Annotated in this window: 8 protein-coding genes; 6 read left to right on the plus strand and 2 right to left on the minus strand. The window is 34.8% G+C overall.

Annotated elements, in window-relative coordinates:
• The first annotated feature begins 46 nt into the window (after positions 1–46).
• From ACNH59_RS01635 to ACNH59_RS01660, 6 genes are all read left to right on the plus strand, one after another.
• A complete protein-coding gene (locus tag ACNH59_RS01635; RefSeq protein ID WP_418263718.1) occupies positions 47–4,123 on the plus strand; it encodes a two-component regulator propeller domain-containing protein in 4,077 nt (1,358 codons plus the stop codon).
• 453 nt (positions 4,124–4,576) lie between these two features.
• Entirely contained in the window at positions 4,577–5,014 is a 438-nt protein-coding gene (locus ACNH59_RS01640) for a hypothetical protein (protein ID WP_418263719.1), read from the plus strand.
• Between the two features lie 142 nt (positions 5,015–5,156).
• Positions 5,157–8,174, plus strand: coding sequence for a SusC/RagA family TonB-linked outer membrane protein (locus tag ACNH59_RS01645; protein WP_418263720.1), 3,018 nt, complete (start codon positions 5,157–5,159; stop codon positions 8,172–8,174).
• Positions 8,175–8,192: 18 nt separating this feature from the next.
• Positions 8,193–9,713, plus strand: a complete 1,521-nt coding sequence (locus ACNH59_RS01650) for a RagB/SusD family nutrient uptake outer membrane protein (RefSeq protein ID WP_418263721.1) — start codon at positions 8,193–8,195, stop codon at positions 9,711–9,713.
• A gap of 20 nt (positions 9,714–9,733) precedes the next feature.
• Positions 9,734–10,918: a glycoside hydrolase family 88 protein gene (locus ACNH59_RS01655; protein ID WP_418263722.1), complete on the plus strand. Its 1,185-nt coding sequence runs from the start codon at positions 9,734–9,736 to the stop codon at positions 10,916–10,918.
• A gap of 4 nt (positions 10,919–10,922) precedes the next feature.
• Positions 10,923–13,349, plus strand: a complete 2,427-nt coding sequence (locus tag ACNH59_RS01660) for a glycoside hydrolase family 2 protein (protein WP_418263723.1) — start codon at positions 10,923–10,925, stop codon at positions 13,347–13,349.
• Between the two features lie 76 nt (positions 13,350–13,425).
• On the opposite strand, the gene xylE is transcribed toward ACNH59_RS01660, so the two are convergent.
• Positions 13,426–14,904, minus strand: coding sequence for a D-xylose transporter XylE (gene xylE / locus ACNH59_RS01665; RefSeq protein WP_418263724.1), 1,479 nt, complete (start codon positions 14,902–14,904; stop codon positions 13,426–13,428).
• 187 nt (positions 14,905–15,091) lie between these two features.
• Complete coding sequence (gene xylA, locus ACNH59_RS01670; protein WP_418263725.1) at positions 15,092–16,417, minus strand: xylose isomerase; 1,326 nt, start codon at positions 16,415–16,417, stop codon at positions 15,092–15,094.
• Positions 16,418–16,429: the final 12 nt, after the last annotated feature.

Here is a 16,429-nt window from a genome sequence, read left to right on the forward strand (position 1 = left end):
TACTATAGAATTTTTTTTGAGTGTTTTCTTATTGAATATTAATAATATGAAAAAAACGATATTAGTTTATTTATTACTAATTGCTTGTACGCTTTCCTCGCAAAACGCAAACTATCGTTTTAAAAATATTTCTACAAATGATGGACTCTCACAAAGTTCAGTCATTGCTATTCATCAAGACAAATTAGGCCAAATGTGGTTTGGAACTCGTGATGGTTTGAACAAATACGATGGAAGTAAATTCACTGTTTACAGAACTGACGAAACCAATCCAGCTTCCATAAGTAACAACGATATTTTATCTATCATAGAAGATCAATTTGGAAAATTATGGATAGGAACTTATAATGGCTTAAACTGCTACAACCCTGTAAACAACACCTTTAAACGCTATTCACATTCAAACTTGAACAATTCACTGAGCAATAATGCTATTTGGTGCATCAAAGAAATTGGTGATGAAATTTGGATAGGAACCTCCGAAGGGATAACCATTTACAATCAGAGTACAAAAAAAATAATCACTTTATTTCATGCTAGCAACAACAAAAACAGCCTTCCTAGCAACTATGTTTTAAGTATCATAAACAGCAAAAAAAATGGCATTTGGATAGGGACTTCTAAAGGCTTTTGTAAACTAAATTCACGTAAAAACAATCAGTTTGAATTTGTAAGATTTGGTCCTGAAAATTTATTTGTTCAGTGCATGATGGAAGATGCCGCTAATACAATATGGATTGGAACAAAAAACAAAGGGCTGGTACAATTGCACCCGAATACAAAAGTGATTACATTTTTGTCTAGCAAACCCAACTTCAATAAATTAAATTCTGATATTCGAGCTCTGAGTATTGACAATCGAGGTTCCCTTTGGATTGGCGCTTATGATGGTATTTATGTTTTGGAAAACAACACAAACTTACAACAGATTAAAACCTATAGCAGCAATCAGCCTAATATTGATAAAATCAAATCAATATATACCGACAACAAAGGTTCAGTTTGGATAGGTTCTTATTACAATGGCATTAATTTATGGGATGTTTCCAATACTAATTTTACTAATTTCAACCAAAACTCCATCCATAAAAAATTAAGTTTCAATGTAGTTAGTTCCATAGTTGCTGACAAAAACAAGAATATCTATTTAGGAACTGAAGGTTCTGGAATAACTGTTTTTGATGCTCAATCTCAAAACTCCCGTTTTTTAAACACTCCTAACAACTCACAAAACGACATAAAATCACTTCATATTTCGCCTAATGGAACTTTATGGATTGGGACTTTTACCAAAGGATTTACTGCCTACAATACAAAATCAAAAAGATTTACACCTGAAATCATTTCGCAAAAACTTTCTCAATTTGTAGAGCAAACAGGAATTTATTCCATTATTCATGATGATAGTACTCATTTATGGTTGGGGAGTTTTGGAAAAGGATTGATTCAATACAATACTACTAACGGGAATTTTCATGTTATTGATAATTCTAAAAAAAACAATTTCTTGACTAATAATCGGATTAGAACCTTATTAGTTGATTCTAAAAAAACCTTGTGGGTAGGCACACAAAACGGATTGAATCGAATCTTTTTTAAGAACAAAGAAAAAACCTCCTATGTTATCAAACATTATTTTTTTGATAACAACCTGCTTTCGGGAGATGATATTCTTACCGTTTTCCAAGATCGTAAAAATCAAATTTGGATAGGAACCAAAGCCAAAGGATTGTACTTTTTTGATGGAAAAAAATTCATCAAAACCAAACTGCTTAATCTTGAAAACACCCTTATCACCTCTATTCACACGATAAATGAAGATGCTAACCATAACTTATGGATGAGTAGCAATGAGGGCATTATTAAATACAATCCTAACTCCAAAAAAATAGTAGTCTACAACCAAAAAGATGGTCTGGTTGGGAACGAATTTAACGACAATTCCTGTTTGCAAATTAATGACAGTCAGTTTTACTTTGGAGGCCCATTAGGCGTAAGTTTTCTAGATACCAAAACCCTATCACATAACAACTATATTCCTCAGGTTTTAATTACCAATTTAAAAATTAAAAACGAATCCATCAATGCCAATGATGCTAATGGAATTTTAGAAAAAAGTATAGGTTATACCAAATCAGTAACCTTGGCTTATGACAAGGCTAATTTCTCCATCAATTATGCAATTCCAAATTTTATACGTCCAAAAAACAACCAATATAAATACCGTTTAAAAGGACTAGAAAACAACTGGACCATCACCAAAAATACAGAAGCCACCTATATCATTCAAAATCCAGGCACCTATACTTTTGAAGTATATGGAGCTAATAATGATGGTATTTGGAACAAGGAGCCTACAACTTTAACATTCATTATTAAACCCGCCCCTTGGAGAAGTATTTGGGCAATGTTAATTTATCTTTTAATCATTGGATTTGCCGTTTATAAGCTAAATTGGATTTTAAAATCCAAAGCCAATCTAAAACAAAAATTAGAGTTAGAATACATTGAAGCCGAGAGAATTAAAGAAACCAATCAAGCCAAATTAGAATTCTTTACCAATATCTCGCATGAGTTTAGAACACCATTGACCTTAATATTAGGTCCTTTACAACAAATTCTCCTTAAATATAACGGGACGAATGACATGTACAAAAAATTACTCGTTATTGAAAGTAGCGCCAATCATCTTTTGAGTTTAATCAATCGGTTAATGGATTTTAGAAAATTAGAAACCAAACAATATACATTGGAAGCCGCTGAAGGTAATGTTGTTAAATTCACCAAAGAAATCTATTTATCATTTATCGAATATGCCAAAGATGGTGATTACACCTACACTTTTGAATCTTCAAATGACGAAATCCTGCTCTATTATGACCGTCCAAAATTAGAACGCGTTTTTTATAATTTAATTTCGAATGCTTTTCGCTATACACCAAAGGGTGGAATAATTGCTGTAAAAATCACAACCGACGATAAAAATATTAGTATTGAAGTAGAAGATTCAGGAGTAGGTATTGCAGAACAACATATCGAAAAGATATTTGATTTGTTTTTTGAAATTCCTTTGCACAATAAAGTTCAAGAAAATTACAATAAGGGAACGGGTATAGGACTTTCTATTGTCAAAAATATTGTCCAATTACACAAAGGCACCATTACGGTCCAAAACAAAGAAACCGAAGGGGTTATCTTTAAAGTCAGCTTACCATTAGGAAAAGAACATCTTATGGAGGATGAAATCCTAACTGATTTTAAAATTAGCGATGACATTAGTCAATATACCGCTCAACTAGAAGAGGAATTGATCGTTGAGAATAATGATATCAGCGAACTCATTCCTTCTGAAGATAAAAAAACGATTCTGATTGTGGAAGACCATTCTGTTTTGAGAAACTTCATGAAAAATTTATTAAAAGACGAATACAACATCATCCAAGCTGATAACGGTAAAAAAGGGTTGAAAAAAGCTATAAATGACAATCCTGATTTAATTATTAGTGATGTTATCATGCCTGAAATGGTCGGAACCGAACTCTGTGCCAAAATCAAAGAAGACATCAGGACCAGCCACATTCCAGTCATTTTATTAACTTCTCGTTCCGCATTAGTCTATAAATTTGAAGGTTTAGAAAGCGGTGCTGATGATTATATCAGTAAACCGTTTAACCTCATCGAGTTCAAACTTCGTATTAAGAATATTTTAGAATCAACTGAAAGATTGAAAGCCAAATTTGCGAATGAAACTTCTTTTAGCCCAAGTGAAATCACGGTTTCATCACTAGACGAGGAACTACTCAAAAAAGCATTCCAAATTGTAGAAGATAACATTTCAAACGAACACTTTGATATCCCTTTTTTCTGTTCAGAATTAGGAGTAGGCCGATCGATGTTATTCTCAAAAATCAAAGCCTGGACTAATTTTACCCCAAACGAATTCATACACGAAATCCGACTGAAACGTGCTGCTCAATTACTCGAACAACACAAAATCAATATTTCACAAGTGAGCTACAAAGTAGGCTTTAACAATCCGAAGTACTTTAGCAAATGTTTCCAAAAGAAATTTGGAGAAACTCCAAGTCAATATGCGGATAAATTTTCTAAGGAAGATGCTTAGGTAAAATATCTATTGATAGCACTATGGTGCAAAATTCTATATGTTTTAAAATTTATCACACTCTATTAAATCTGCTTAAAATATAAACATGCAGGTTTTGTAAACAAACTATTTAGGTCGCAATAATTACACCTCCATAAAACCCAAAAACAAAAATGGTAACCCTGATAGATCCAAAGTATCGGAAGACACCCTTTTGTATTTGTCCTGAAACTTCGGCAGCAGGAACTTTACTTCCTTAAACACGAATCATTCTGTTCCTAAAAATAATCCAAAATTAAAAAACCTTGATTTTAAAGGGATAAAAAGTGGTTTTTGGACAATTACACCCCTATTTTCGGATTTATATATGGTTTTGTATACCTAGTTTTGGGATATCAAAATAAGTAAAAAATAGTACTATTAACCCAGATGATGATTGTGTGAGTTTGATTTTAAAACCAAAAGAAACTTATGGAAACGAATAAAAACAAAACTAATTTAGGAAACCAAAACGGTACTTTGATCGCCCCATGTACTAGAGTTTCGGTTACAGATTTACGAATTGGAAATCTTTTAGAATATTATACTGAGGGAGAAGATTTAGAATGGCAATATTTTTTTATTGATTGGTACGACATTAAGCTTTGTGAGGAGGAAAATGAAAGTTTTAATAACGATAGTCGACCAATACCAATCACAGAAGAGTTACTTCTAAAAATTGGAGCTATAAAATTAGACTATAAAGACTTTCCAAGTTATAATTTATTTGGCACTCAAATTAACTCCGTAAATGGATTGTGGTTTGACTTTACAACTAAAATTGAGCTAAAAGGACTTCATCATTTGCAAAATATTTTCTTCTTTAGAAATAGTGAGGAATTACAAATTAGTGCTTTAACAGAATACTAAGAGCCTAATTATAGGCTTTATAAATACCTATTATGAATAAGACAAAAATAATACTGATTCAAACCTGCCTCATTGTAGTGATGATTGGGATGTGTTTTTGGCTTATTTATTTACTATTAAAATTAACTTAAAACCAAAATGAATGTTTACAAAAACCAAAACAAAAAAGACTTCGTGGTATGTGTTAGGAATATTTATCCTAATAGGAACCATTGTAAATGCACAACAACGAAAAGTTACTGGTAAAATCAGCTCGAGTGATGACTCAATGGGCTTACCAGGTGCAAATGTTCTTATTAAAGGAACCTCTACAGGTATCTCAACTGATATGGATGGCTCCTACTCTATTATGGTATCGGATAAAAAGACGGTATTAGTTTTCAATTATGTGGGCTACAAAACTAAGGAAGTGATTGTTGGCGATAAAAACACAATTAATGTAACACTTGATCCAGATGTTAGTTCGCTGGAAGAGGTGGTCGTCGTAGGATATGGTACTCGTAAAAAAAGTGATATGACAGGTTCCGTTTCTTCTGTTAAAGCATCTGAGTTAACAGCTTATCCAGTACTTAGTGCTGAACAAGCCTTACAAGGACGTGCGGCAGGTGTTGCTGTTCAATCTAATAATGGTGGTGAGCCAGGTGCCCCAATCAAAATTAGAATTCGTGGTGGAACGTCTATTAACGCTAGTAGTGATGCCCTTATTGTGGTGGATGGATTTGTAGGTGCATCGATGCCTGCACCAGAAGATGTTGCTTCGATGGAAGTTTTAAAAGATGCTTCGGCAACAGCAATATATGGTTCTAGAGGTTCTAATGGTGTTATCTTAGTAACAACTAAAAAAGGAAAAACTGGAAAGACGAATATTGAGTTCAATCAATCGTATTCTTCGCAAAAAGTAAACAATACCATTGATGTTCTTAATGCGGACCAATTTGCTGCGTATCGTTCTAGTTTTGCAACGAATTATGTGAAAGGACCTGCTAATACAAACTGGCAAGACGAAATCTACAAATCAGGAAATATTTCAAACACACAATTGTCTTTTTCTGGAGGAACAGATAAAGTGAAATACTATTTATCCGGCAATTATTACAATCAAGAAGGTGTGGTTCTTAACTCTGATTTAGAGCGTTACACGATCTTAAGTAACGTTGACTTAGAAGTTACTGATAAATTAAAAGTAGGATTAAATGTTTTTGGCAGCAAAAGCCAAAGAAACGGAATTTTAACTCAAACACAATCTGGTGGTACAGGAACAGCCGATGTAGTTTCAGCAGCCTATCGTTTTGACCCTAGTCTAGGAATTTATAATGCAAATGGTGTGTATACAACAAACCCTATTGGTGATGAAATCGACAATCCATTTGCAACAGCAACAGAAAACATCAACGAAACCATTGCAACTACCTATAGAACAAACTTCTATGCTAACTATGAATTTTTAAAAGGTTTAGAGTTTAGAACCACTCTTGGATTAAATTCGGCTAATAGTCAAGTGGGTACTTTTGTTCCAAACACATTATTATCAGGAAAAGGAGTTAAAGGAAGAGCAACTATTAATGACTCTAAAACAACAAATATTCTATCTGAAAATTACTTGACCTATAAAAAGGAATTAGGAAAAGGATTGCTAACGTTAATGAGTGGTTATTCGTATCAAAAAGAAAAAGTATCTACTTTTTCAGCGGGGGCTACTGGATTTGTAACCAACTCGGTTTCTTACCACAATTTAGGTGGTGGTGCCATTTATCTACAGCCTAATTCTTCCTTAACTGAAACTGAAATTGTATCTCTTTTTGGAAGGGTAAATTATGATTTAGATGACAAATACCTAGTTACTTTTACCGCTAGACGTGATGGTTCATCCAACTTTAGTGCCAACAATAAATATGCTCTTTTCCCATCAGGAGCAGTGGGTTGGAATATGGGGAATGAAAATTTCTTAAAAGACAACAAAGTGATTTCAAGCTTCAAATGGAGAGCAAGTTATGGAGCAACAGGAAACCCATCCATTGCTCCTTATGGAACATTGGCACGTTTTTCTGAAACCTATTCTGTTATTGGAGACCAAATTGTAAATGCTGTTGCCGTGACTGTTTTGGCAAACGACAATTTGAAATGGGAAACATCCTATCAATCTGATTTTGGAGTAGATGTTGGTTTATTCAATAATAAAATTAACATTACAGCAGATTATTATTCTATCAAAACCAAAGATTTACTTTTTGCGCGTCCGTTACCGGAGTATGTAGGTTTGGCAAATCCTTTTCAAATTCAAAACATAGGAGAATTAAGTAACAAAGGTTTTGAATTAGGGATTAATACTAAAAACATCACAACAGATAACTTTAGATGGACTACTGATTTTAATATCTCAACAAATAAAAACAAAATTGTAGCCTTACCAGACAATGCAGATATTTTAATCAACTCAGCTCCAGGTCACTTCTTACAACCTGATTCACAAATATTACGAGTTGGAGAAGCAGTAGGCTCGTTCTTTGGGTACATTTATGATGGTGTTATTCAGGCTGGACAAACTATCCCTACCGGTTATGAAAATACTCCAGGAGGAGAACTTTTAAGAGATATCAGTGGGCCAAATGGTGTTCCTGATGGTAAAATTACCTCTGATGACAAAACGATTATTGGGAATCCAAACCCTGATTTTAACGCTGGTATGAATAATGATTTTAAATACAAAAACTTTGACTTGAATGTGTTTTTTCAAGCATCTGTAGGTGGCGATATTTTAAACTACAGCTTACTTGAAATGGCTTCTGGAGACGCTAATCCTACTACCGAAGCTCTGAATTCTTGGACTCCTACTAATACAAATACAAATGTGCCAGTGGCAGCAGTACGTACCAAAAGAATCACCTCTCGATTTGTGTATGACGGAAGTTACATCCGATTGAAAAACCTTTCACTTGGGTATACACTGCCTTCTGATTTGGTTAAAAAAGTGGGTTTCGAGAAAGTGCGATTCTACATCAGTGGACAGAACTTATTGACTTTTACAAAATATCCAGGTGCTGACCCAGAAGTAAATTACAGAAACAACAACAATGAAAGAAGTAATACCAACCTAGGTTTGGATTACGGAAGCTACCCAAACACTAAAACGTTTACAATGGGAGTGAATTTAAAATTTTAATTATCTAACTGAAAAACCATGAAAAAATATATCATATTAATCGCGACAGCAATCTTTGCAACGGCTTGCTCCGATTTAGAAGAAAATCCAGTGGGATTATTGGCTCCCGAATCATTTTTCAAAACCCCAGCCGACCTTCAGGCATCAGCAAACGGTAGTTTTGCCTATATGGCATCCGAAAAATATTGGGGAAGACAATTGTCCATGTCCCTACTATTAAGAGGAGATATGGCTCAAATAGGTGATTTGACTACAACACCAGCAAGAGTTGAAGTGGATCAATTTAGGATGAATGATGGTAGTGAAATTGTCAGTGCTTTTTGGCCTCAATCCTACGCAATTATTGGAGCTGCTAACCAAACCATTGCTGGTGCAGCAAAAGTCAGTGGAGATGCAAATACCATTAATGCCATTGCAGCACAAGCTTATTTTTCTAGAGCCTTTGCCTATTATCATTTAGTACGCCTTTTTGGAGCCATTCCATATATTGACTTTGCAGTAAAGGATATCGCTACCGTTAATAGCATTAGCAAAACTTCAGAAGCAGATGTATATACTAAAATTATCGCCGATTTAAAATATGCAAAAGAATGGTTACCTAATAAACAACCCGTACGATCGTTACCATCTAAAGCAACTGCTGCTGCCTACTTGGCTTCCGTTTATCTGACATTGGGAGACAATCAAAAAGCGTATAATGAAGCGAAATATGTAATTGATAACGAGGGTTTGTTTGGCTTAGATTTAGATGCTAATTATCAAGATTTATTCGATTCTAGCAAAGCTTTAACCCTAAAAGAGCCTTTATTCACAATCGACTTCATCGGCCAATCTAGAGTAAATGACTTAGGGCAAGATTATCTAGCTTCTATCACAGGAATCAGAGGAGATCAAACTTTCTCTTTTGGAGAAGGATGGTCAGTGGCCGTTCCGTCCTTAAAAGTTTTCAATGACTGGAACCAACGTGATTACAGACGAGCAGTAAGTTTTGATACTATTGGTAAAAAAGGAACTACTACTTATGATTATACCAAATTCACCACGATGTCATCAAGAGCGGTAAACCGACCGCATATTGCTAAATATTTCCGAAAAATTGGATTAGCGGGACTAAATGGTAGAGAATCTAGTAGCAACTATATCATGATGCGCTATGCTGAAGTTTTGCTAATTGCTGCCGAAGCGTTAAACGAAATTAATCCTGTAACGGGTAATATTGAAGCAACTTCATATGTTAACAGAATAAGAGCGAGAGCAAGAAACAGAGCGGGGGTCCCTTCAAACTATCCAGCTAATGAAATTGTAGGTTTGTCACAAACAGATTTTAGAAAAATGGTTCTAAGAGAACGCAGATTAGAGTTAGCTTTTGAATTTGGAAGATGGTACGATATTAAAAGATTAAAAATTGGTGTTGAAGCTTTTGGAGCTAATGGTTTAGAACAACAAGTATTTGACCCTCTTAAAGATTACTATTTCCCATTACCGGGTAGGGAATTAGAAAAAAACCCTAACTTAAAGCCCAATAACACTGGCTACTAAATATTTTAGTTTTAATTATTATGAATAGAATTTATTATTTACCTTTTATTCTTGGGTTTACACTGCTGGTAACAGCGTGTAAACTCAAAAATAATGTTGCGAAAGAACCTAACAACAAAGAGAACACAATCCTTCTATCTTCAAGATACAATGCCTTGTTAGACTATCCTGTCGACTCGTTGAGTTTCCCTAGAAGTATGTCTGTTGCTACTGGAAAAATCCGAAAAGTTCCGTCAAAAGATTGGTGTAGTGGTTTTTTTGCGGGTAATCTTTGGCAATTGTACGAACTAACAGGGGATACTAAATTCAAAGAAAAAGCGAAACAATGGACAGCTTTTATTGAAAAAGAAAAATTCAATAATAAAACACATGATATGGGGTTTAAAGTCTTTTGCAGTTTTGGAAATGGACTTAAACACGAAAATAATCAGCACTATAAAGACGTTATTGTAAAAAGTGCACAAACACTTAGCACCCGTTTCAATAAAAAAGTAGGTGCCATACGTTCTTGGGATTTCAATAAAGAAGTTTGGGATTTTCCTGTGATTATCGACAATATGCTGAATCTTGAATTGTTATTCGAAGCTTCAAAAATATCCGGTGATAACAAATACCGTGACATTGCCATTCAACATGCCAATACCACACTAAAAAATCATTTTAGACCTGACAATAGCTGTTATCATGTGGTTTCCTATGATACCATTACAGGAAAACCAAAATTAAAAATGACCCATCAAGGATACAATGATGAATCTTCTTGGGCAAGAGGTCAAGGATGGGCTATTTATGGCTATACCATGTGTTACCGTTACACAAAAGATAAAGCTTATTTAAAACAAGCTGAAGCAACAGCAAACTATTTTATCAATAATAAAAACATGCCTCAAGATGGGATTGTATATTGGGACTTTAAAGACCCCGCAATTCCTAATGCCCCAAGGGATGCTTCGGCAGCGGCATTAGTCGCTTCAGGACTTTATGAATTGTACGACTATACTAAAAACGACCTCTATCTGAATTATGCGAATAAAGTAATGACTAGTTTAAGTACTAAAAAATACATATTAGACAAAACTGTAAAAGGTCCTTTTATTTTAGACCATAGTACAGGCCATAAGCCTAAAAACGATGAAGTAGATGAACCAATTGTATACGGTGATTATTACTACTTAGAAGCATTATTAAGACAAAAAAAGAAATGATTTTATGAAAAAGCAGCATTTTAAACCCTTGAATTCTTCACTATTATACTCGATTGCAGTAGCCTGTTTATTATTCTCGTTGCATGACATTCATGCGCAAAGAACTAAAACAAATATCAATGAAAACTGGAGTTATTTAGAAAACGATACTAACAAACTTACCACAGCCAATCAAGCCAAAAACTGGACAGTTCTCCATTTGCCTCATACTTGGAATAGTGAAGATGCTACTGATAACACCCCAGGCTACAGACGTGCTGCAAGCTGGTATAAAAAACAACTTGTCATCCCTAAAATTGCTGCCAATACCGTATACCAATTGTATTTTGAGGGTTCCAATATTACAACCAAAGTCTATGTTAATGGAAAAGAAGCGGGAGATCATATAGGTGGTTATATTGGTTTTACGATTGATATCACGAACTTGATTAAACAAGGAAATAACGAAGTTGCTGTTCGTGTGGACAATAGCTATAATCCTGAAATCATTCCGTCTCAAAAAAGTGATTTTACCATTTATGGCGGAATTACAAGAGATGTTTGGTTATTGGCTTTGCCAAAAAATCATATTGACAACCTTAAAATCACCACTCCAAAGGTTTCGAATCAATCTGCTTCATTAAATGTTGTAGCAACAATTAACAATTTAGAAGCGAATAAAGATGTAAAATTAGAAGTCTCATTAAAAAATCCAAAAGGAAAAATAGTCGCTACAAAAAAAGTAGTCCCAAATAGCGTAAAAACCACAATCACATTCGATAATATCAAAAACCCTGAATTATGGGATACTCAAAAACCAAATCTTTATACGGTAACTGTTTCTTTATTAGATAAGAATAAAGAAAAAGACCTACTAACTGAAAAAGTGGGTTTCCGTTGGTTCGAATTTAAAGATCATGGGCCTTTTTACCTAAACGGAAAGCGACTGTTAATTCGTGGCACGCATAGACACGAAGAGCATGCGGGTGTAGGTGCTGCAATGACGAATAAACAGCACCGTGCGGATATGGAAGCCATTAAAGAAATGGGGGCGAATTTTGTACGTTTAGCACATTATCCTCAAGATCCAGAAATTTACAAAGCTTGTGATGAACTAGGTTTATTAGTTTGGGACGAATTACCATGGTGTCGTGGTGGCCTTGGAAATGAGGTGTGGCAAACGAATAGCAAAAACATGCTTACCGAAATGATTGCTCAAAACTACAATCACCCGAGTATTATACTTTGGTCATTAGGAAACGAAATGAACTGGTTGCCTGATTTCCCAGGTGGTGATGATCCAGAAAAAACGACCGCCTTTTTGAGTGAATTGAATGACTTAGCACACAAACTTGATCCTACTCGTAAAACAGCGATTCGAAAATATTATGAAGGTTCCCATGTTGTAGATGTCTTCTCCCCTTCTATCTGGTCAGGTTGGTATTCTGGAAGTTACAAAAGCTATCAAAAAGCATTGGATACTTATAAAAAAGAATACAAACATTTTATCCATGCGGAATATGGCGGAGACAGCCATGTAGGTCGCCATACCGAAAAACCTGTTACGGGCGAAGGATTGATCAAATCCGAAGGTTGGGAAGAAGCCATTGTTCAAACTCAAGTGGCTAATATTGCACAAATAGGCGATTGGAGCGAAAATTATATTGTTGATTTATTTGATTGGCATTTACATGTAGCTGAAAATGACCCTAATTTTGTGGGGAATATACAGTGGGCTTTCAAAGATTTTGCAACACCGTTACGTCCAGAAGATGATATCCCTTATATGAACCAAAAAGGGTTGACAGACAGAAACGGAAATCCAAAAGACGCATACTATGTATTCAAAAGTTACTGGAGTGAAAAACCGTTTACGTATATTGAATCCCATACTTGGACAGAAAGACAAGGGCCAAAAGGCATTGCTCGCAACATTAGCGTGTACAGTAATTGCAACCAAGTAACACTTTACCATAATGGAAAATCATTAGGTAAAAAGCAACGGGACAGCAAAGCTTTTCCTGCTTGTGGATTGAACTGGGATTTGAACTTTGAAGAAGGAAAAAACACTTTAATAGCTGTTGGTGAAACCAAAGATGGTAAAACCGTCTCAGATACAATTAATGTAAACTACCGATTTAAGAAAAACGATACGGCTCTAGGATTAACATTATCCTCCGAAAAATTAAAAAATGGTAATTACTTGGTAACTGCACTTGCGGTAGATAAAAACAATTTACGTTGTTTGGATTATGAAGAAAGAGTGTATTTCCAATGTCTAAAAGGTGGTACAACAATGAAAAACCAAGGAACACCTACAGGCAGTGAATCTATAAAAATGGCCAACGGAAAAGCATCCATTGAAGTAATCCCTGATGCCGATGGAACTCCAATAGTTATGACCGTTTTAAATCAGAATTTCAAAGGAGAGTTTTTAATAATAAAGCAATAAAAAATGAAGCCTTCCCATAATCAGGAAGGCTTCATTATATCTGTTTTGAAAATAAATTAATCTTACTTCAAATAAATTATTTCTCCAGTGGATTGGACAATCCTTCAGTTACATCCAAAGATGTTTTCATCGTATGATCCTCACTATTCCATAAATTATTCATGTCTTCTAAGGTTTTCCCTTTGGTTTCTGGAATATATTTCCAAATAAATAGCATTGCTAATAATCCCATCAATCCATATATCCAATACGCAAACCCATGATTAAATTGTTCTAATAAGTAACTATTTTTATCCATCATTGGGAAAGTCCACGACACTACATAATTAGAAATCCATTGTGCAGCTACAGCAACAGCTAATGCTTTCCCTCTAACGTCATTAGGGAACATTTCAGATAATAAAACCCATGCCACTGGCCCCCAACTCATAGCAAATGCAGCTACATATACCAACATACAGATTAAAGCAAACATGCCTAAGGAATTTGTAAAAAATGCAGTTCCTAGAGCAAACATGGCTACTGCCATACCTAAAGCTCCAATCATCATTAAAGGTTTTCTACCCACACTATCCACAGTTTGAATGGCAATAACTGTAAACAATAAATTTACTCCCCCTACAATGATGGTTTGTAACAAAGCAGTATCTGTTCCTGAACCCATACTTTTGAAAATTTCGGGTGCGTAATATAAAACTACATTTATACCCACAAATTGTTGGAAGACTGAAATCAAGACTCCAAAAACAATCACTGGAATCCCATAAGAAAATAATTTACCTGAACTTTGGACAACGGTATTTTTAATTTCATCTAAAATTTTGTGAGCCTCTTCTTTTCCATTCACTTTTATTAAAACATCCAGTGCTTTTTCTGGTTGTGATTGCAACATCAAAGACCTTGGTGTATCAGGAACAAAGAATAAAAAGAAAAGGAATAAAGAAGCTGGAATAATTTCTGAAGCAAACATCCATCTCCACCCAATACTATCCAGCCAAGTAGAATCTCCTTGTTGTGCGATATAATAATTGACAAAATAAACCACCAACATACCAAAAATAATAGCAAATTGATTCATTGAAACTAGTTTTCCTCTGCTTTTTGCTGGAGCGACTTCGGCAATATACAAAGGCGACAACATAGAAGCCAATCCTACACCAACACCTCCTATAATTCTGTAAATCACAAAGATGTAAATAAAAGTATGGTCTCCCTGCCCTAAAGGCTTGATAAACATTTCAGGTATGGCAGAACCAATAGCCGAAATTAAAAACAATACAGCTGCCAAAATAAGTCCGTTTTTACGTCCAAACTTTTTGCTGATCAAACCTCCAAAGACACCTCCAATAATACAGCCTATCAAAGCACTCGACACTAAAAACCCTAAACGTGCATTAGCTTCCAATTCGCCTAAACCAAAAGGGAGTACAAAAAACTTATCTAACGAACTTACTGTTCCTGAGATAACTGCCGTATCATAACCAAACAAAAGTCCACCCAGAGTAGCGACTAATGTTAACTTCCATAAATAACTGGAACTTGCTGTTGTATTCATAATTTAAAATTAGTGGGTTGGTTAATTTTTTTTTCTTAATTCTTATTGTTATCTAATTCATTAAATGTATTGTTTTTTGTTTCTTTTTAAAAAAAAAGTACCGAGATGTCATTTCACCATAAAACAAAACATACTCGATACTTTTCAACTTAAACAACTAACTAAAACAATTTTTTATCAATGTATATTAAATGTATTGATTGATGATATTTTCGAACAATTCTTGTTTGCCGCTTTTTAATTCTAGTTCTCCATTTTCATGAGCAATTTTGTATAAATCTTGCAAACCTAATTTTCCGTTTTCAAAATCTTTCCCTTTTCCAGAATCGAATGAACTGTATCTTTCCGTTCTTAATCTGTCATAAGCAGATGATGTGATGATTTTATCAGCAGTAATTAAGGCTCTTGCAAAAGTATCAGCACCACCAATATGTGCTAAGAACACATCTTCCATATCCGTAGAGTTTCTTCTAATTTTAGCATCAAAATTCACTCCTCCACCTTGTAATCCACCAGCTTTTAGGAAAACTAACATCGCTTCGGTAGTTTCTTGAATGTTGTTTGGGAATTGGTCTGTATCCCATCCGTTTTGGTAATCTCCACGGTTAGCATCGATACTTCCTAACATACCTGCATTTGCCGCTACTTCAATTTCGTGTTGGAAAGTATGTTGAGCTAAAGTTGCGTGGTTTACTTCGATGTTAATTTTAAAATCTTTATCCAAGCCATGCTGACGTAAGAATCCGATAGCGGTAGCCGAATCAAAATCATATTGGTGTTTCATTGGCTCCATTGGCTTAGGCTCAATAAAGAAAGTTCCTTTAAATCCTTGGGCTCTTGCATAATCTCTAGCTTGAGTAAGGAATTGTGCCATATGATCCAATTCACGTCCCATATCAGTGTTTAACAAAGACATATAACCTTCACGACCTCCCCAGAACACATAATTCTCACCACCTAAGGCAATAGTTGCATCCAAAGCCACTTTTACTTGACCTCCAGCTCTCGCCAATACATTGAAATCAGGGTTTGTAGAAGCACCGTTCATGTAACGTGGATTAGAGAAACAGTTAGAGGTTCCCCAAAGCAATTTCACTCCAGAAGCCGCTTGCTTTTCTTTTAAATATTCTGTGATAGAAAGGATTCTTTTTTCTGATTCCCCAAATGTTGGTCCTTCATTAATCAAATCGAAATCATGAAAACAGTAGTAATCAAATCCCATTTTTGTTACAAACTCAAAAGCTGCATCTGCTTTATCTTTTGCTGCTTGTAAAACATCAGAAGACTGATCCCAAGGAAAAGATTGTGTTCCTGGTCCGAAAGGATCTGAACCTTGTCCACAGAAAGTATGCCAGTAAGCAATGGCAAATTTAAAATGATCACGCATCGTTTTTCCAGCTACGATTTGATCTGGATTGTAATATTTGAATGCTAACGGATTGTCAGATTCCTTCCCTTCAAATTTAATTTCTCCAATTCCTTTGAAGTACTCTTTATTGCCTATTAATGCCATTTTTATAAAATT

The organism is Flavobacterium faecale (assembly GCF_048320115.1).
GTDB lineage: Bacteria > Bacteroidota > Bacteroidia > Flavobacteriales > Flavobacteriaceae > Flavobacterium > Flavobacterium faecale_A.